The sequence below is a fragment of the Microcoleus sp. MOSTC5 genome, assembly GCF_036701825.1.
GTDB lineage: Bacteria > Cyanobacteriota > Cyanobacteriia > Cyanobacteriales > Microcoleaceae > Microcoleus > Microcoleus asticus.
Genome location: NZ_JAUBRK010000013.1, coordinates 68,758 through 86,970, shown reverse-complemented (window position 1 = coordinate 86,970; position 18,213 = coordinate 68,758). Strand labels below are relative to the sequence as shown.

General features: G+C 43.8%; 16 protein-coding genes. 5 read left to right on the top strand and 11 right to left on the bottom strand.

From position 1 onward, the window contains the following. Positions 1-63 precede the first annotated feature (63 nt). From QUA54_RS09505 to QUA54_RS09495, 3 genes are all read right to left on the bottom strand, one after another. Positions 64-741 carry a response regulator transcription factor gene (locus tag QUA54_RS09505; RefSeq protein WP_333414315.1) on the bottom strand — a complete coding sequence of 226 codons (678 nt, stop codon included), beginning with the start codon at positions 739-741 and terminating at the stop codon, positions 64-66. A 161-nt stretch (positions 742-902) separates the two neighbouring features. Continuing rightward, on the bottom strand, positions 903-1,610 hold the full coding sequence (locus QUA54_RS09500) for a hypothetical protein (RefSeq protein WP_333414314.1): 708 nt from the start codon (positions 1,608-1,610) through the stop codon (positions 903-905). 128 nt (positions 1,611-1,738) lie between these two features. Beyond that, positions 1,739-2,170, bottom strand: a complete 432-nt coding sequence (locus QUA54_RS09495) for a helix-turn-helix transcriptional regulator (RefSeq protein ID WP_333103620.1) — start codon at positions 2,168-2,170, stop codon at positions 1,739-1,741. A 333-nt stretch (positions 2,171-2,503) separates the two neighbouring features. Here QUA54_RS09495 and QUA54_RS09490 point away from each other — a divergent pair, with 333 nt between their 5' ends. Continuing rightward, positions 2,504-3,571, top strand: coding sequence for a hypothetical protein (locus QUA54_RS09490; protein WP_333414313.1), 1,068 nt, complete (start codon positions 2,504-2,506; stop codon positions 3,569-3,571). 12 nt (positions 3,572-3,583) lie between these two features. On the opposite strand, the gene QUA54_RS09485 is transcribed toward QUA54_RS09490, so the two are convergent. Next, entirely contained in the window at positions 3,584-4,765 is a 1,182-nt protein-coding gene (locus QUA54_RS09485) for a hypothetical protein (protein ID WP_333414312.1), read from the bottom strand. A gap of 227 nt (positions 4,766-4,992) precedes the next feature. Then, a complete protein-coding gene (locus tag QUA54_RS09480; RefSeq protein WP_333414311.1) occupies positions 4,993-7,626 on the bottom strand; it encodes a DEAD/DEAH box helicase in 2,634 nt (877 codons plus the stop codon). Between the two features lie 508 nt (positions 7,627-8,134). Between QUA54_RS09480 and QUA54_RS09475 the strand changes: the two genes are divergently transcribed. Beyond that, complete coding sequence (locus QUA54_RS09475) at positions 8,135-8,737, top strand: hypothetical protein (protein ID WP_333414310.1); 603 nt, start codon at positions 8,135-8,137, stop codon at positions 8,735-8,737. 334 nt (positions 8,738-9,071) lie between these two features. Here QUA54_RS09475 and QUA54_RS09470 read toward each other — a convergent pair whose 3' ends face one another. Both QUA54_RS09470 and QUA54_RS09465 read right to left on the bottom strand, forming a co-directional pair. Then, positions 9,072-9,605, bottom strand: a complete 534-nt coding sequence (locus QUA54_RS09470) for a helix-turn-helix transcriptional regulator (protein WP_333414309.1) — start codon at positions 9,603-9,605, stop codon at positions 9,072-9,074. Beyond that, positions 9,602-10,048: a DUF6932 family protein gene (locus tag QUA54_RS09465; RefSeq protein WP_333414308.1), complete on the bottom strand. Its 447-nt coding sequence runs from the start codon at positions 10,046-10,048 to the stop codon at positions 9,602-9,604. Before QUA54_RS09465 ends, QUA54_RS09470 begins: the two co-directional genes overlap by 4 nt. A gap of 140 nt (positions 10,049-10,188) precedes the next feature. On the opposite strand from QUA54_RS09465, the gene QUA54_RS09460 reads away from it, so the two are divergent. Together QUA54_RS09460 and QUA54_RS09455 are read left to right on the top strand one after the other, a co-directional pair. Continuing rightward, on the top strand, positions 10,189-10,314 hold the full coding sequence (locus QUA54_RS09460; RefSeq protein WP_015179671.1) for a hypothetical protein: 126 nt from the start codon (positions 10,189-10,191) through the stop codon (positions 10,312-10,314). A gap of 3 nt (positions 10,315-10,317) precedes the next feature. Then, entirely contained in the window at positions 10,318-10,515 is a 198-nt protein-coding gene (locus QUA54_RS09455; protein ID WP_333340758.1) for a hypothetical protein, read from the top strand. A gap of 253 nt (positions 10,516-10,768) precedes the next feature. On the opposite strand, the gene holA is transcribed toward QUA54_RS09455, so the two are convergent. After that, positions 10,769-11,725 (bottom strand): DNA polymerase III subunit delta, encoded by a 957-nt coding sequence (gene holA / locus QUA54_RS09450; protein WP_333414307.1) that lies wholly within the window; start codon positions 11,723-11,725, stop codon positions 10,769-10,771. Further along, a complete protein-coding gene (dnaX, locus tag QUA54_RS09445) occupies positions 11,722-13,137 on the bottom strand; it encodes a DNA polymerase III subunit gamma/tau (RefSeq protein ID WP_333414306.1) in 1,416 nt (471 codons plus the stop codon). The genes holA and dnaX overlap by 4 nt, the downstream gene beginning before the upstream one ends. A 598-nt stretch (positions 13,138-13,735) precedes the next feature. On the opposite strand from dnaX, the gene QUA54_RS09440 reads away from it, so the two are divergent. Next, the gene (locus QUA54_RS09440) at positions 13,736-14,572 is read left to right on the top strand and encodes an SGNH/GDSL hydrolase family protein (protein ID WP_333396543.1); all 837 of its coding nucleotides are present in this window, start codon (positions 13,736-13,738) and stop codon (positions 14,570-14,572) included. Positions 14,573-14,808: 236 nt separating this feature from the next. On the opposite strand, the gene dnaN is transcribed toward QUA54_RS09440, so the two are convergent. After that, positions 14,809-16,311, bottom strand: a complete 1,503-nt coding sequence (gene dnaN, locus QUA54_RS09435; protein WP_333414305.1) for a DNA polymerase III subunit beta — start codon at positions 16,309-16,311, stop codon at positions 14,809-14,811. 398 nt (positions 16,312-16,709) lie between these two features. Then, entirely contained in the window at positions 16,710-18,137 is a 1,428-nt protein-coding gene (locus QUA54_RS09430) for a DEAD/DEAH box helicase (RefSeq protein WP_333414304.1), read from the bottom strand. Between the last annotated feature and the right edge of the window lie 76 nt (positions 18,138-18,213).

Here is an 18,213-nt window from a genome sequence, read left to right as displayed (position 1 = left end):
TACGCGATGGCTGGGCTTCACGAACCACTTTTTTTAGAACAATTAGAAGTTGCATTCCAAAGGTTAAGCCAGCCCCAAGCGCAATGCTTTAACTGCTGCCTGGGTGCGATCGCTCGCTTCAAATTTAGCTATAATCATCTCTACATGACCTTTGGCGGTGTGGACGCTCATGCCTAGCCCAGCGGCGATTTGTTTATTGCTTTTACCCTCAACTAGCTGCTGCAAAACCTGCATTTCCCGTTCTGTCAGCTTGATGTCGTCATTCGCATAGCTTTCGGGCAGTGGCGTTTTGAGATTTTGCAGCACGCAGTCGGCAATCTTAGGGTCTAGGTAACTGCCACCTTCTTGCACAGTCGTAATCGCTGCTAGAAGTTGTTCTGCGTTAGTGCCTTTAACGCAGTAGCCGTGAGCGCCGCTTGACAAAGCCGCCATTACCTGAGTTGGATTGCTGTGGTGGGTGAGCATCAGGATGCGAGTATGCGGCAGTGCGGCTCTGATTTGCTGCGCGGCTGCAATACCGTCGATTCCGGGTAAGTCAATGTCCATCAGGGCGATGTCTGGTTGGTGTTGCAGTGCAGCACTGACGGCTTCGTTGCCGTTAACAGCTTGTGCGACAACTGTTAAATGGGGTTGGCGATTGAGGATATGCTGTAGACCGAGCTGCATCATCGGGTCATCTTCAACTATCAGGATGGTTTTTAGTTGGCTTGTTTTTGGTTGGGTGGCGGTAGTTGCAGTCACGGCTAACATTCCTACTACATTTATCCATACCTATTGTTTTTTCTCATATTAAAGAGTGCCATCCTCCTATGGAGAGAAGAAAAGTATTAATTTTTGGGCGATTGCGTCGGCAATAGGGTGGATATCTCTCGATAGGAGGATGGCAATAAAATGTAAACAGATTATATCGACACTTCGTTGACTTCATCCAAATTGATTTCATCCAAATTGACTTCATCCAAATTGATAGCTGTTGCTACTTCCTTCGGTTGAGGTGTTAGATGACCATTGAGCTTGATAACTGTTTGTTTTCTCTCTCGTTCAATGGTAGTCAAAAGCCAATTTTGAGTGTGTCGGTGTTGCTTGCTGTCCCAGGCAAACAGAACTTTTTCTGCTTGTTGAGTCGGGTGCAGTGCCAAAATAATCAGTTGTAGCTTGTGAGGCTCGATCTCGAAGAATTCGGCAGCTACCCATAACTTAACTCGGTCTTGCCAAGTCAGTACAGGATGGCGAATCGCCCACTCAAATAGTCTGGGTGTTCCTTTGACTAAACCCACATTTGTACGGACTTGTATCACTTTAAGAGGAGAAGGGGAAGAATTTTCTTCTGTCACTCCCCTTTTTGTTCGGTCTAGTTTTGTTTGAAGTGGAATGTCAACAAACAGTTTTCGCTGCGGTAAAAACAGTGATGGCGATAGTTCTTTGAGCTGGAAAACCCACTGCTGGAACTGGGGGTGACTGTTGAGAATTGGCTCGACAGGTAATCCCATTAAAATTTGCTTGACAAGCAGTTGCAAGCGTTCTTGCAGATAGGAAGGAACAAGAGGTGGCTCTTGTACTGGGCTAGTATGAATAGTTTGATTGAGGTCGGATAGAGTAAGGAGGTACATTGCTCAGATTATAAAAGGCTGAGCAATAGCGGCGATCGCCAGAAGTCAGGGGGGGAGTGGGAAATGAGACAGTGATTTTTCCGGCTTCTCAACTGAAAACCGTAAGGGTGCAGGCTGCTTGTTACCAACTATACAAGTTTGGCTAAAAATGCTACTGATGAAGAAATGATATCGGCAATATCATCTGGATCGAGGGAATAAATCTTTGCTAAAACTTCTTTTTTAATTTTTTCAGAGCCTATCCTCTTGCTGCCACTCACTTGACCGATCGCCACCTCATCCAAACCGCGTTGATAAACTGATAGGGATATTTCTCCATCCAAATAAAGTTGCAGAGTCTTGGTACTGCCACCGCTTAACTTTGCCAGTTGCCGAAAGTTCTTAGAATCGGATTCGGGTATCGTTTTTCCTTTTAACCACCGATATATTGTTGAAAAATCTACTCCGATAGCGGACGCTAAAGCGCTTTGAGTCCAGCCTTCTTTCAGCAGCAGCTCGATCAACTGAGTCAGCCGCTTTTGGCGATCGAGTATAAGAGAAGACACAGAGCTAACAGTCACAAGTACTTACCTGACGCTATTACAGTACACTATTTTACTTTTTGTAACATAGAAACCTCTTCGCTACGGGAGGGATTGAGACAGGATCTTTCGAGAATCAGATAAATTACCTCGGATCAGATAAATTACCTGGCACTATACATCTATTTAACGGTAAAGTCCTTGTATTTGCAAGGTTTGAGCAATTTTTTGACGATCGCATTTTTGACTGCCCCTGCTGTATTTTACCCCTTTTCTACAAAATTTGAGCCATCAAAGCCTTAATCGATTACGCAACTACTCTTGCATTATGCAATACTTAATCTTGCACCGCGCAAGACGGACGGAACATCAATGTCAACCTCCAAAACAGTTCGCGGTTCTGATGCACATAACTTCTCTGTTGTTCGCAGCGCTGAACTCCCTGCGAGAGTTGCACAGGACTGCCACCTAAACAAAGCCGACGCTAAAGATTTGTCTGCCCACAGCAGTACGCTCACTGATGCTGAAGCATTAGAATTAAGCAGCTTGGAAGCGAAAGTCGAACGGAGCTTGAAAGCTTTCTGGGAAATAGGGCAAGCTTTGCGCCAGATCCGGGATCGGCGTCTCTACCGACAAGACTTCTCGACTTTTGAAGACTATTGCACTAATCGGTGGGAAATGTCTCGTCGCTGGGCCTACCAACTGATTGAAGCGGCAACCGTCTATGAAAATGTGCGCCATGGCGCACAAATCCTTCCCGCCAATGAGCGCCAAGTTCGCCCTCTAACAGCACTACCCTCCCAAGAGCAGCCTAGGGCTTGGGCCCAAGCCGTTTCTACTGCTCCTAACGGCAAACTTACGGCTTTTCACGTTGCCCGAGTTGTTGAAGAACACCAGAAAAAAAATTCGAGGAATAAGTCTAACAACGAGAACAGTTCCAAAAACCAACGAACTCTCTGGGCCAATCATCCATCGTCAAACCGTGAGATTTCAGCAGCCACTCAAGAGAATGCTGAGGGATTGGGAGCAACATCCAGTCAGACAGCAACTCAATGCCGAAGCTGCTGGAATTGCTATCATTGCAGTTTTGAGCCTGTTCAAGACGACCCTCACAGTTTTTATTGTCAAAAGCTAGGCAAACTAAGCTTTATTGAGAAAGATGGTAACGAACGAGGATCTAAATGTAAATTGTGGCTCGATCGATGGATCGAGCCAGAGTTAGTCAAAAAGGCAAAACGAGCCCAACGAGATACTTTTACCTTAACTCTACAGCTCCCGATACACCTACAAGCCCAGATTCAAGATGCGGCTAAAACTCAAGGGCTGGCTGTAGCAGATTGGGCGGAACAAGTCCTCAAAGCAGCAGCTTCTACAATCAGTTTTGCTTCTGAAGTCCAGCCTACTCATAACATTACGCCCGCCGCCACAAGTGAGAATTAGGTACGTATTGGGCTAAAAATCGTCCAAATTAAACAGCGTAAATTGGTGAGGAGATGTTGTCGTTTTTCTGGATCGGCGTTTGCCCTTAACAACTTCTTGAATTACTGGATTTGAGTGAATTGATGTCTGATCATTCAAGTCAATAACTTCTGAGCTTTCTCCTGAACTTATTTCATGTTCGACTGGACAATCAGTATGATTTTTAGCCTGAGACTCGACAGGCTCAAACCACTCATTGTACCAATAAGTGGCGTTCATTGATTGGGGTCGATCGCTACTTAAAGTATTGCCAAGGAGCAAATCAGTTTGACCCAACCACCAAATCGGAACAGCCAGCCAAGGTGAAAACAGATAAAACTGAAACAAAGCGCATTTTAATAGAGTAGGGTCTATATCTTGACCGATACCGCTCAGACAGTAATTCGACTGTGTTAACATTAAAGCACCCGTACCGCACGCAGGTTCATTGAAGCTGGAAATTCGCTCTGTTTTATCACCACTGACTAACTTAGATATGAACTGACACAAAACTAAGGGTGTCGGATAAAATCCTGAACTTTTTTGAGCAGTCTTTCCGCAAATTTGGGGTAGCAGCCGGCCCATGTAATCTTCAGGATACAGCATGAGAATTGACAGGTCAAACATCTGATAAAGACGCATTGATGCACCTTCACAGCCGGCCGGTTCTTTGGGTAACATCTTGTAAGCTGGATGTCCGAATGCGAACAAAACCCAGTCCAAGAAAAACTCCAAATAGTCCCAAGCTGACCAAGTTTTCCATTCTCCATGTTGAGGAATGCAATTGAGGCTATTATCTAACATGGCTTCTGCGGTAGGAGAATGCTGCCATTCGATTTGGGGAATCGGTTCTGCTGGCAAAGTTTCCTCAATTACAAATTTGGGTAAAATTTCTGGTTTTCTGTTCTCCAGAATGGCTAGCATTGGCTCCATCTTCCACCGCATCCAGGCATGAGCGGGGACAGCTTGACACAAAGCCCAATAATCCCACCTTCCCCATAAACATCGGTCTATTTGTGCGAGAATTGTTAAAAGCCAGCCATGCTTTAAATCTCGTTTGAGGTTAGGAATTAAAGCTTGCTTTTTCTTTGGTTTATAGGGTTGCTTTCTGAAATGTAACAGCGTTGACTCTCTAGTTTTGGAGTCAATGATTGGCAAGACAAGCTTGTTTTTCATGAGTACAAGTCTGAAAAATGCACCCCTAAAAACCGCAGTAGCGGTTCGCACAATTCTATGTTGATGCAAGCAGCGTCTTGTTTAATGAAAACAGTAAAAACAAATGGGGAATAGAGCGTAGCTTTTTTGTTTGAAAAAAGCTACACTCTATTCCCCACTCCCATTTTCCCTATTTCTCTCTCCCCATTCCCATTTCTCAGCCGTCTATTCCACCAATTTTTTGATATTTAAGGAGTAGAAAATGCTTCGCATAGCAGCAGCCCCACCTGCTTGAGTAAAGCTTTGTTACCATCAGGGCATCCCGACTGAATCAAACATTTAGGACAGCCAGAACTGCAAGAACAACTGCGGGCTAACTCAGCAGCCGCATGAGCTAATTGAGGGAGAGAACGAAAAATAGCTTCCGAGGTTCCCGAACCCCCTTCGGCTAAATCGTAAAAGAGTCCTGCATAGTCATTTGCACCTCTCTTCTCTACCAGAAAATTCACATCATTAGGTGAAGCCAAAATAGTCAGAGGTAAAGCTGCTAAAATTTGATGGCCGAAACTGTGAATAGCCAACAAATTCGCGGGGGACTCCCACAACTGCTGATATCCGGGAGGAATCGGCTGTTGAGACTGAAGCAATTCCTGGCGAGTAGCTGTTACTACCTGTTGCAGATAACATTCAACCGGGGAATTAAAACTAATTTGCAGTACAGGAGTCGCAAATTTGATTTCGTAAGGTTGCTCAAAGTTTACCTCATTAAGAACCGATGTTAGCTCAGCAGAGCGAGTTCTCTTGCCACAAACAGGACAGGCAGTACATTTTGGTAAATGCTCTCTGTAATTGACACACTTTCTATTGAGACAAGTTAACTCGTAATTGCGAGTTAATAATTGATAACCAGTGACGAGTTGGCTAATTTCTCCCCAAACCAGTTCCAGAATAGCTTGAGCTGGAATTGCCTTACTATCCGTTGAATTGGTTTGAACATTTCCTTCAACTTCTGGAATGACCAACGGGATTTGTTGAGGCAAACTCAAATTCTGCTTGAGGCTGGTATGAGTGTGGCTAATCGCTACAGTAAACAGTCGAGTTTCAGGGGTGTTTTGCAAAATAGCTTTGCCATTCAAGAGCGAGCGCGAAGTATAAGTCACCAAACAGCCGTCTGAGTTTTGCGTGCGGTAAATAGCACCAGGAAATACCTCTCGATAAGCAATCTCCGCACTGAGGACTTCAATCTCTTCTTGAGTCTCCGCATCCACCAGTTGTATCGTGCTAGAACCCGTTCCCCCTCGAAAGTTTACATCTTTATGGGGAAAGCCCTTAGCCCATAATTTATCCCGGCTTCTGTGAAGAACACCTTGCTCAATTAAAGCCGTTGCAATTTGAGGAGCGCTCTTGCCAAAGTAGTGCTTGAGCTTATTGGCCGGAATGCCTGTTTCGACAGCCGCGCACATCAAATGTTTGGCAATATCTATGGGATAATTCGCATTAAAGCTCACCAATTCAGATTCGGCTGACACCAACAATTCAGGGCGATCGGCAAAATAGTTATCCAAAGGTGATTGTGCAATAGGAATAAAGACAATTAAACCGGAGTTTGTGCGACCGGCCCTGCCAGCCCTCTGCCTAAAAGCTTGCAAGCTTCCCGGCCATCCCCTAATAATAGCAAAGTCAAGTTGAGGCAAATCAATTCCTGCTTCGAGAGCGCTAGTGCTGAGGATACACTTAACTGTTCCTGACTGCAAAGAGTTAATAATTTCCATGCGGCGCTCGCTTGTTAAACTGCCGTAGAAAATTGCTACTTGCGACTCAATTCCCGAGTTAGTTTGAGTTACAGCTTCTTGCTTAAAAGTGGCCCACAAGTTCTTAATTGCTTGTCGGCCGTTACCGAAGCAAATTCCGCTTTGCCCTTGCTGCAACAAAAACATAATGATGCGAGCAACATCGGAATTAGCATCATGAGTCGGTTTAGTAACAATTAATTGCCGTTCTGGGACAGCAGCTCCGCTAGAGTTAATCCAAACTAACCGCTCGGGTTTATTGATATTTCGCTTTCGACTTCTACCAGATAGTAACTTCGCTAATTTAACGGGATTGCCAACGGTAGCACTCAATATCAGGAATTGCAGTTTGTGAGAACAACCTCCGCGCTCGTCTACTGCCAATTTTAAGCGGCGAATTAAGCTAGCCATGTTAGCTCCGTAAACTCCGTTAAAAGTGTGAGCTTCATCTAGGACAATATAGCGGAGGCGACTTAAAAAATGCTGCCAAGGCTGACTCCAGTGAACGCCTTTCAGCGCATAGTGAATTAACTCTGGTGTGGCGCTGATTATGCTGGGATTTGCAGCTAATAATTGTTCTCGGGTTTTGGGAGGAGTATCTCCAGTTAGAAGGGCAAGGCGCGGGCGCGCAGGCTCAGGAATCAGTTGGAGCAAATCGGCAAGTTTTTGACTTTGGTCGGCTGTTAAAGCTTTCAAGCCATAAATAGAGAGTGCAGTAAATTGATGTTGGAGAATGCCCTCTAAAATAGGCAAGTACGCACTTAAAGATTTGCCAGAAGCTGTTGCTGTGCTGAGGATGACATCTTTGCCTTGGCGCACGGCTTTGAGTGTTTTAATTTGGTGCGAATAAAGCTGTTGAATGCCTTGGCTGTGCAAAGCAGAAATTATTGAAGGCGGCAAGTCTTGCGGAATTTTGTAGAGCTTAGGAGTTGTAGCAGTCGCGATTGTCTGATAAATAACCTCTTCGCCTAAAAACTCACACAAATCGGCTGTTGCAGTTGGCTGCAAATGGCTTGCTTCTGGAAAGTTATTTGGGTGAAAATCATGTCTGGCTATTAGTTGGGAAAGAAGGTTGATATAATTGGGAGGCATTGGTCACTCTATGAATGAATCTTTTCTCTTTTACTACCGATAGGTAGGAAAAAGAACGAGAGAGGAAATTAATAAAAGGCGTTGCTGATTTACGGTATGAAAGACTAAATATGCAAATCATAGAAACCAGTATCACAAAGCTTCTGAATTTTTAAATTATTTTTTTCATACCCTGATTAAGCAAAGCCTAATAAAAAAACTGGGAGTCGGACTGATTTTGGTAGCAATTATGGGTTTTGGTTCAGGAACCAACAAATCGGTAGACTTCCACCTCACTGCGCGATCGCCCCGCCTCGTGAGGCACTATAGTGAGTCTTGCAGGAGTCGTGAAACTCTGTTCTCTTTCCGACCTTCGCGTGCTTCGCGTCTTCGCGGTTCGTTTAAAACTTGTTTTTTTCACAACTTATTTAGACTGGCTATATAATTAGTACAGTACACTTTACCAATTACCAGACTTACCTCATTTAACTCAGAAGTGTTATAGTATCCAATTAAGGATAATAAACCTATGCCTTACAGTAAATTCACTCTCAGCAAAGCTGTAGAAGATTTTCATCTCACAATCATTGAAGGAGCGCGTTTTTTACCAGAAATCCTCCCAGTGACTCCTAGTGTTTTACTACAGGATACTCTTAAAGAAACGATTCCCTGGGCGATCGCGGTGAGTAGCGAAAAAGCTCGTTCTGAGGGGATTATCAATCCTGTGTTACTAGAAGTAAAACGCCAGCTTCAAGGACTGATTAGCGTTTTTTCCGGCGAGGAATTCAATGTAGAACCGGAGGCTGAACTCACAGGCTATGTTGACTTTCTCCTGAGTCGTTCCCCGGAACAACTCTACATTAAAGCCCCTGCGGTTGTATTGGTGGAAGCCAAAAAAGAAGACCTTAAACTGGCTCTAGGGCAATGCCTTGCAGAAATGGTTGCAGCTCAACGCTTTAATCAACAAAAGCAACAGCCGATATCGACGATTTACGGAACGGTAACTAGCGGTACAGTTTGGCGGTTTCTTAAACTAGAAGAGCAATGCGCGTCCATTGACCTTACAGATTATCCACTACCTCCTGTTGAGCAAATCTTGGGCTTTCTCGTTTGGATGATGCAGGAAAGATGAGCTGTTATTAAACGTTTTTTGAGTAGATCGGTTAACTGATTTTCACTGAGAAGTGTAATAATGTTGAGAGTGGGTAAGTTTATTGCGGCTCGGAAGTTTATACAAATAGAGATGAGAGTGCGATTGTACCCTCAAAAACTGCTGCGATATCTAGACAATAACTCAATACGCTTGGGTTAACTGTTTTTGTCATTGCGAGCGTCTTCGCGTTAGCTTTCGCGATCCGTTCGCCGAAGGCGTTCGGTGAAGGGTAGGAAAGCAATCCCGTCTGTTTTTCACATCGTTTTACTGAACGGACTGTCTTAAATGAACCGTATTGGACAATAAATAATGACTATTTTTCGACTCTCTGAGCTTTAAATTCTAACTGCTTTCGCTGTCGTTCTACAAACTCAGCCAGAGAACTTTTCCTCCCTTCCATCTCCTGAAAATCCACCACAAAACTAGCTGTTTTCAGCTCAACCGCTAAAGCTTCAGTAATATCGATAATTTCCACCCAACTCGCACATTGATAATCTGAGTCTTCGTATTGCTTAATTCGATTTTCTTCCAGCCCCAGTCTATCCGCAAGTTCTTTTTGAGTCATTTTCGCAGCAATTCGAGCTTTAATTAAGACTCTTGGCAGCTCTAAAATCGAATCTACTTCAATTTTGAGGTCTTGAGTGCGATCGCACTCCACCAATCTTTCATACTCAGCTATTTCTGCCCTAAAAGTATCCAGATGACTTTGGATAGATTCACGCATCACTAACCACCAAGGATCGTTCTTTTTCACCTCTTCATCTTGGGCGTCATACTGGGCTAGCGTAGATTCACATCTTTTCGCTAACTCTTGGGTATACTCATATTGCTTTTTATTTCTAATCATGGCGACCACCTTACTAAATCTATAGCAATAATTCCTTTAGGATGCAGCTCTCTGTCCCGTTGAAATAATTCATAGGAAGTTAGATCGTAACTACCGACTGGCTGGTCGGACGGAAAGATTTCACCGCGATAAAGAGCTTTCTGTGCGGCTCTATCTGCATAATTTCTCAGTCGAGGAGCATGAATTTTCAGATAATTCATATCAACCTCTTCTCTATCCCAACAAGCATCAAAATCTTGAGGAGCTAGTTTGCTAGTAATAAAACTACCATTGATGTAAATTGTTCTGCATCCTGCTGCCTTTAGCTGCTCCATTGCCATTTGCAAACCATCTATCATGCGAGTACGAAGTGGTGTTATTCCAAAGCGATCTTTGAATTCTTCCCATTCGGCCCAATACACTCCTGGTGGCAAGTTGCCGTTCTCATCAAATTCGGGAATCATGCCCTCACACCTTTACATTTTAACACAATTTTATTGTCGGTTTTTATAGCTATTGATTTCCTCAGCATACCTGAATATGCAGGCAAAAAGCCATCGCTATGAGTGATAATTAATAAGTTGTAACAGAAGCGACTGGTGCGATGCAGGGTTTTGAGTTAACTTTCAGGTCTAATTCGACACCGAATGTTCCGAATATTCCGACTCAATACGGTCAAATAGAAGTCGCCACAACTACATTTAGACTCAACGGTCAAACTCACACCTAAACGATGGAATACGACGAGGATTCGGAGGGCCTAATCGTCGCTATCAGAACCTCCCAAGGTAACAGTCAATCAGTAGTTTATGATGCCTTGGAACAGGTCAAATCGATGACAGATGTATTTGGCAACGTCACATCATACAGCTACGACTTGCACCAAGCATCCGGGCCAACAATACAACTCCACCTGCTGGGTCGGTTGTAACTCGCATTGACGAAATTACCTTACAGAAAAAATATGGTAAGCGGAAAGCGAGCAAAACTTTATTTAGTCCGCTCGATGCAAGCGACTCTCTTAGACTTTAGTTCCAGTAAAATTTGGCAACAAATCTGAAATTATTGTACATTATATTACGCCAAAAATGTTAAAAAAAAACTTGGATGAGTAATGAAACAACAGCTTTTTTAACAACGCCGTTAATGAAAGGCTGCCGAATTAACTCGGCAGCGCTTTCCTGTTATTTAAGGTGAGTGAGTTGAGTGATGCTGAGCAAAGCAGGCAACATCGAGTCAGGCTTATCTCCTGTTTTGAGAGCAATTTCTAAATCAAACAAAATGGAGAGCGATCGACTTAAGAAGTTCGCAGATACTTCCTTAACCTCTTGCTTGAGGAAATACAGCCGTTTGGGGTTACTAATTCCGCACATACTAGCAATTTCGCTATCAGAAAGTTTGCCGCCGGAATCCAGAGTAGCTTTTACCCACAGCCAAGTTTTAAACTGAGTTTGAAGAGTAGCAATAATTGCTAAAGAAAACTCTGCCCGAGATAGCAATTCATCAAGCACCTTAATTGCCGCCACTGCTTGACCTTTTAAAAGAGCTTCTGCCAGTTGAAAACAGTTGGCTGTGGTAGCTGGAACGAGGATTTTAGCAGCTTCTTTGGTAATGCGATCGCCCGCAGCATAAATGGCTAATTTCTCCAGTTCACTAACTCTTCTAGCAGAATCGTTACCAATCGCTACCGCTAGATAACTGACAGTATCTCTGGCAATTGAGAGATTCATCTGTTTAGCAGTAGCAGCGATCGCATTTTCAATTAAATCAGTACGCCAAGGAGGAATGAGAGTAAACTCCTTAAGTTTACCAAACAGCAATAAATGCTTGACTACCTTGAGCCGTTTGTCGATAACAGCAGCAGTGAAAACTAAGTGCGTTGTAGCGGGTAAATGGGGCAAGATTTGCAGTAGTTCTAGCCCCGTCTCCCCAAATTGCTTGAAATCACAATTCTCAACTACGATAAGTTTACTTCCGACACCAAAAGGAACTGAAGCAGCCGCAGAAATAGCTATATCCAGGGAAGAAGCATCAAACCGATGGATGTTGAAATCTCGCCAGAGAGGATGAGTTTGAGTCTTAAACTTTTCAATTTCTCGTTCAATTGCGTAGGTATCATTCCCAATTAGGATGCTAATCATGCTGCTAACTCCTCCTGTTGTTTGACAGTGACAGTAACAGAGCGGCCTAAAGCTTTAGTAACAATCCGCTGCACGGATTCAAGGTGACTCTGAAACTTGTTCGCGTACTTTCTTTCTACTGCTAACACACATGAATCAGCAGAAAGTTCGGCAATTTGAGCGCGGTTTAAGAGGCTACGATTGCCTGGTTTCGCTGCTGCTACTACTTGCGCCCAAGTTGTCTCAAAGTCAGGAGAATCTGCCTCTATTTTTTGAGGACTTTTATCAAATTTGTCAGGCTGATTAGATTGGGAAGTTGCCGGCAACCGCGTTTCGGGGGCAGCGGGTTTGCAAGACAGCATCAAGTTCAGCAGGCAGACTTCTAACCAGGTAGCAGCATTGGTGCTAGTTCTCAATTGAAATTCTGATTTTTGCAATTGTGTACAAGCCGCATCAATTGTTTCAAAATCGAGATGAAGAGCGAGCGAGCGCAGTTGTGAGTAGCCTACTGGCCCTGCAATTAAATTCTGGCAGTGGCGCGTTGATTTGACAATGAGCAAATCTCTCATTGCTGCTAGCAAGCTGCTGAGAATCAGTTTGGGGGTTTTGCCGCTGTCAATGAGCGTTCTCGAAGATTGCAGTACGCTTAAGGTATCGCCAGAATGAATGGCTTTGAGAAGGGCGATCGACTCTTGCTCGCTGATACTGCCAGATACTTCGGCAACTTGAGTTAGGGTAATCTCTGAGTTTAGCAGTGAAAGCTGAGAGAGTAATTGCAAGGCATCTCTTAACCCTCCGTCGCAGGTGCGAGCGATCGCCCGCATGGCCTCACTTGCGATCTCAATAGATTCAGCGGAGCTAATTTTGTGCAATTGTCCGACAATAGCATCAACTGACAAGGCTCGGAAGTTAAAAGTTTGGCAGCGGGAGATAATTGTCGGCAGGACTTTATGTGCTTCAGTCGTACAGAGAATAAATACCACATGAGCCGGAGGTTCTTCAAGGCATTTGAGGAGAGCATTTTGAGCGCTGGTACTGAGTTGGTGGCACTCGTCTAAAATCCAAATGCGGTAACGGCTCATCGCTGGGGCAAAGTTGCTGTGTTGTATTAATTCTCTGGCATCATCCACGCCATTGTGAGAGGCAGCATCGATTTCAGTTACGTCTAAGCTTGAACAGGAGTCAATGGTTTTGCAGCTTGAACATTCCCCGCAAGGAGTGGCGGTTAGCTTTTTGCTATTCAAACAATTGAGGGATTTAGCAAGAATGCGAGCGGTTGAAGTTTTGCCTGTTCCTCTGGGGCCAGTGAATAGGTAAGCTTGAGCAATTTTGTCGGAGGTGATGGCATTGGTCAAGGTTGTTTTGATGGTGTCTTGACCCACTAATTCTTGTAGGTTTTTGGGGCGGTATTTGAGGTGCAGTGGTTGGTACATTTTGAGTCGTTAGAATACTTCTGGTAACTATTCCCCGATAGGGGAGGCATTATCCAGCAGCAGTTCGATCGATCGTCCGGTTGTTCGACTCTTGCCTAACTTTATGGGGTAATTACCCAAAATATGTACGGTTACGTCCCCTCCACAGCGCTATGAGCTAGATACCATTAGAAAAGTATCAAAATAATTCGTAATTGTTAAGTCGCCATTCGCAACAATTACAATCTGTAGAGGTTCCTTCCACTGAACAAGTCGTAATTGTTAATTTGCAATCTTTTATTGCGAGCTTTAATTACAAATAGCGAATGGCGAATCGGGTAATTACAATTGGTTGATTTATACCTTGCAAACTGCAAAAATCGGAGGAAAAATTAGTAATTATTGGTCAAAAATAATATTTTATATTAAAAAACATAATGTATGAGGTAAGAAATTGAGTTTGTTTTGTGATTAATTAATTAATCGCTATTTCCTTCGCTATCACGTACATATAGGGCAAAAAAATGCTCAATCTAAATTAAAATTAAATACTTATTTAAAACTTTTAACAATGTTGAAAAAAAAGTTTTTTGCAGTAATTCTTGCGCTTTTATCTTTTATGGTTGCACTCATCCTATCGGCTCAAAGTTCTGAGGCTGTCAATCAACTCTATGTATTTGGGGACAGCCTTTCGGATATGGGAACGGTGTTTCGAGCGAGTGGGGGTCAATATCCGCCTCGTTCGACTTACTTTCAAGGGCGTTACTCGAATGGTAAAGTTTGGGTAGAGTATCTTGCCGAGCGCCTGAAATTGCCGCCCGAACGAGTCACTAATTTTGCTTATGGAGGTGCAACAACGGGGAGCGATCGCAATAGCCTTGTCCCTGGTTTGTTAGCTCAAGTTCAGTCATGGACTAACTCCCAAAAACAGGCAAATCCTCATGCGGTGTATGTACTGTGGGCGGGTGCGAATGACTATTTGCAGGGGGTAAATAATGCGAATATTCCCGTTGAAAATGTGGCGAAGGCGCTCGCGTCTCTTGCTGGTGTGGGTGCCAAAAATATCCTGTTGGCAAATTTACCAGATTTGGGGCAGTTACCGGCGACGCGAACAGGCGCTAATTCTGCAAGGCTCACTGCATTAACACAAGCACACAATCAGGGTTTGAGGCGAACGGTTAAGATATTAAATCAACAGCATTCTGGCTTAAAGATTGCGACTCTGGATGCTAATGCGCTTTATCGGGAAGCGATCGCAAACCCGGCTAAATATGGCTTGACAAATGTGACGGGTGCGTGTTTATCGGGAGGAGGTGTTTGCGGTAGTCCCGATCGATTTTTGTTTTGGGATGGCATTCATCCTACGACTGCCGCACACCGGATTTTGGGGGAAGCAGCATTTGCTCTTGTGCAGGAGAGCGGGATGATTAGATCTGAATTTGGGACGCTTCGGTAAACCATTTTTAGGCTTTCCGGGCGATCGCCACAGGAACGGCATGAGGTCGGTCAAACTGATGATACAGCACTTCATAATCTGTAGGATTTATATATAATTTACGCAACACCAAAGACGGGGCTGTTTATCGGGGGTTTGCCTCCTATTACACCATATACGAACACTCTGCGTAGTTTTGGCTATACGATTGCGGTAGGGGAGAGCATAAAATTTAGATGCCCCACCCCACCTTTCAACTATTCTTGCGGAGCGACAATATATTCGCACTCTAAAGCCTCTGTACCCGATGCAGGCGTTCCAAACGGTGCAATCAGTAGGGGAGCGGTAGGAGTTGCCATTAACACCCGCAAATCTGAGCTGGAAATCGCTTTGGCTGTATCAATCAAATAGCGGATGTCGCACTTGAGACAAAACTCACAGCCCCAGAATTTAGCATCAACTGTCTCAGTTCCTGAACTGAGAGTATTGTTGAGTGATGCTCGCAATTGTTGGGCATCTAAATCGAATTCTAAAATAGCTGTTAGGTGAGACTTGTCGCTGTGAGAAGCTAACCTCTCTAAGGCTTTTAAAAAGCTCAGCCTCTCAACCACCACTTGATGGCTAAATTGATGTCGATAGGGAGCGATAATTTGGTCACAAATCGGATATTGCCCTTCTAGCAACTTCGTGGTCAACCGCCAATTATTCCACTCGAATGCGACAAAATTACTAGGTTGCTCTGGCAAACCTTCATAGTAAATCGTAACTTTGTCAGCAGAATTCAAAGAACGCTCCAATAACCGGAGTACCTTAGCAGGGACAGTAAAATTAACTACTTGACTGCTCAAAAGATGGGAATTGCTGCTTTCGTTCAATCCTAAAACCATTGCTACCCGATGCCCATCTGTCGTCCACACTCTCAGTTGATCGAGTCCTCTGTCTGCGTCGTGACTGAGTTGAAAATTCCCTCCTGTTAAAATGCGTTTGTTTTCCTCAGAACTTACAGCAAATAAGCTAGCTTTTAGGACAGAAATTAATACGCTAGCAGGAAGCGTTACAAGTTTCTGTTGAACGCTGGGGATAGCCGGAAATTCGTCCGCAGCTAGCCCGCGAATGGCGTGCTTGCTTCTTGACGCACTCAGAGTGGCACTGACTGATGGAACGTGGCTTCCTTTAATAATTTCAGAAGAACTCTTTAAGGTGAGGCTGCCGTTAGGAAATTTTCCCAGAATGTCAGCAAGTATGGGTGCGGGGAGGGTAAGCTTTCCAGATTGATTGACATTCGCACCAAAGCTCACTTGCATTCCAAATTCTAAGTTGTAAGCAGTCAGATGCAAATGTTGAGTTTCTGCATCAGCTTCAATCAAAATATTGGACAAAATGGGATGGCTGCTATTGCTGGGAATGATGCCTTTCAGGGCTTGTATATAATCGTTGAATTCTCTTGAATTGCAGGCAACTTCAATAGCTGATGGGAGAGGAGAAGGGGAAGGCAATATTGCCTCATTTGAGAATGTTTCTAGAGAAGAAGAATCGACTGCTGGAAGTTCTGCAAAACTCGTGCAAGTTTGCAAGGCTTCTACTTCTTGTGGAGAGATTGTTGAGGGTTCGCAAACCGAGTCAGTTTCAGTTGTTGGTTTGACTGATTTCTTCACAGTTTTTGCAGAATTATGTGCTGTGGCAGTCGAGCGTTTTTTCTTAACTCTTCTCTCCAAATTTTCCTCTTGAGGCGGTGTTCCTGTTAGTCGAGATTTTGCCATAATTAGCCTGGTGTCAGGGGTGCGATTGGCCGCTGCGGTAGCAGCACTTGTTATGGTGCCTGAGAAAGGGAGTGAGAAAGGGGAAAGATAAGGGAAAGGATAATGGGAAGGATAATGGGAAGGATAATGGGAAAGAGAATATAGCAATCCTAAATGATTCACAAAAATTTATAAGTTACATCTTCTCTTTCTTCTTATTTTATAAATAGGACTTACGCACAAACTCTACTTGTAGAGCGCTGATGGCACACGTTACGTTACTACTACAAAAGTGTAAAAATAGAAGGAATGCAGCGTAAGTCCCGATGGAAACAATTTCTGAAAGTTGAGCATTACTGACTGTTTTTAACAAAAGTCTGTGCCTGTTACTTGAGGACTTTACCTATTAGTTGAGGACTTTACATTGTACTTGAGAAGTTTACATTGTACTTGAGAATTTTATTGTTTGAGTACGAGTCATTGGGGGCAACAAATAATATCCGATATCGGCAGCGGCTTGCACCGACATAATAAAGTCGATGGTACTCTTTAAGTTTCTGTTGACGGCTCAAATCTTTGCCGATTAACAATCTGCTGAAAAGGTCGCTTCCGTCAATGCCAACTTCATCAAAAGTGCTGCCTTGGGAATTGTGAATTGTCAGAGCAAAGCAATTGTCAATTTCAGCAAACAAGTCATCTTTGAACCAGTAATATTTTCTCCAAAGAAATCCATTGCGTTTAGCACTCTTTAGCTTTTCTTTAAGTTCAGCCTGGTAGCGCTTATTTTCCGACTCGTGCAGGACAAAGATTTGCCGAAATAAACCGTCATCAGTCACAATTTTTAGCAGCCAAACTCGATAGCCTCCGTGCTGGTTAATTTCAACTTCCTTGACGGTAAATTCCGTTGAAGTCGGCAAAATTACGGTTTTCCCATCGGGTGCCATGACGGGTTTTTTGGTAATTAGCCTTTCTCCTGGTACAAATCTGGGTGCAGCTTGACCGTAGACTTGCTTTCTGATAAGCTGATTGTAGTATTTGACTCGTTTGTTAGTCCAGCACAGAATTCTGAAGCGATCGGGATTTTGACCAAATTCTCGATCGATCGTTTTGACGGCATATTGTAGCAGCGTTTCTGATTTGACTTTGAATGCACCGTTTGACTTGTCTCCTTTCTTGTATTTGGAATGCGGCAAAAATATGTCGGCTTTGCTATTGACAAAAGAGCGGCATTCTGTTATGAAATCGAGTACAGGGCTTTCCCCTGCTTGCCTGACAACTTGGGTCAGTACAGCTTTATTGGTAATGCTGAAAGCAGGCGACTTCTTTTCTCCTACAGGATTGAGTTGAGCGGGGTCGCCCATTAAAATTAGCTTGCGGTGATTGAAGAATGTGCGTTCAAAATTGCGTTCTATCCATTTCCACAATTCGCTTCCGACCATCGAACATTCGTCGAGGAAGATGATATCGTAGAGGTGAAGGCTGCTCGAACTTGTCTGTGACAAAGCTTTTTCTTGTTCTTTTCTGACCAGGCCTAATCCTAAAAGTTGGTGTATTGTCATAAAATCTACTCCGAAAATGCCTTGAGACGCTGCCATTTTTCTGAGGATGCCGACTGCTTTGTTAGTAGGTGCTGTGAGGGCAATGCGTTTGCTTTGACTCAAGAGTTCTTGGATAATTTGAAAGACGATTGTGGATTTTCCAGTTCCTGCATAGCCGCACAGCAAGAAGAATGACTCGGTAGTGGTTAGAAAGGTTCTCAATTTGTCGAGGGCTTGCTGCTGTTGCGGTTTGAGCGTGAAGGGAAATTGTGTAAATTCCTGCGGTCGTTCTAGTAAAGTTTGAATCATTAGTGTACAGTAATGCTAATTCGATCGCATCCTAATAAGCGCTAGCTTGAGGGGGAGTATGGAGGAACATTCAAAT

Coding starts and splice junctions, on each gene's coding strand:
- QUA54_RS09440 (WP_333396543.1), top strand. CDS start 13,736: ATGGTTGCACTCATCCTATCGGCTCAAAGTTCTGAGGCTGTCAATCAA.
- holA (WP_333414307.1), bottom strand. CDS start 11,725: ATGATTAGCATCCTAATTGGGAATGATACCTACGCAATTGAACGAGAA.
- QUA54_RS09500 (WP_333414314.1), bottom strand. CDS start 1,610: ATGTACCTCCTTACTCTATCCGACCTCAATCAAACTATTCATACTAGC.
- QUA54_RS09490 (WP_333414313.1), top strand. CDS start 2,504: ATGTCAACCTCCAAAACAGTTCGCGGTTCTGATGCACATAACTTCTCT.
- QUA54_RS09455 (WP_333340758.1), top strand. CDS start 10,318: ATGGAATACGACGAGGATTCGGAGGGCCTAATCGTCGCTATCAGAACC.
- QUA54_RS09475 (WP_333414310.1), top strand. CDS start 8,135: ATGCCTTACAGTAAATTCACTCTCAGCAAAGCTGTAGAAGATTTTCAT.
- QUA54_RS09430 (WP_333414304.1), bottom strand. CDS start 18,137: ATGATTCAAACTTTACTAGAACGACCGCAGGAATTTACACAATTTCCC.
- QUA54_RS09470 (WP_333414309.1), bottom strand. CDS start 9,605: ATGATTAGAAATAAAAAGCAATATGAGTATACCCAAGAGTTAGCGAAA.
- QUA54_RS09485 (WP_333414312.1), bottom strand. CDS start 4,765: ATGAAAAACAAGCTTGTCTTGCCAATCATTGACTCCAAAACTAGAGAG.
- QUA54_RS09460 (WP_015179671.1), top strand. CDS start 10,189: ATGCAGGGTTTTGAGTTAACTTTCAGGTCTAATTCGACACCGAATGTT.
- QUA54_RS09480 (WP_333414311.1), bottom strand. CDS start 7,626: ATGCCTCCCAATTATATCAACCTTCTTTCCCAACTAATAGCCAGACAT.
- dnaX (WP_333414306.1), bottom strand. CDS start 13,137: ATGTACCAACCACTGCACCTCAAATACCGCCCCAAAAACCTACAAGAA.
- QUA54_RS09465 (WP_333414308.1), bottom strand. CDS start 10,048: ATGATTCCCGAATTTGATGAGAACGGCAACTTGCCACCAGGAGTGTAT.
- dnaN (WP_333414305.1), bottom strand. CDS start 16,311: ATGGCAAAATCTCGACTAACAGGAACACCGCCTCAAGAGGAAAATTTG.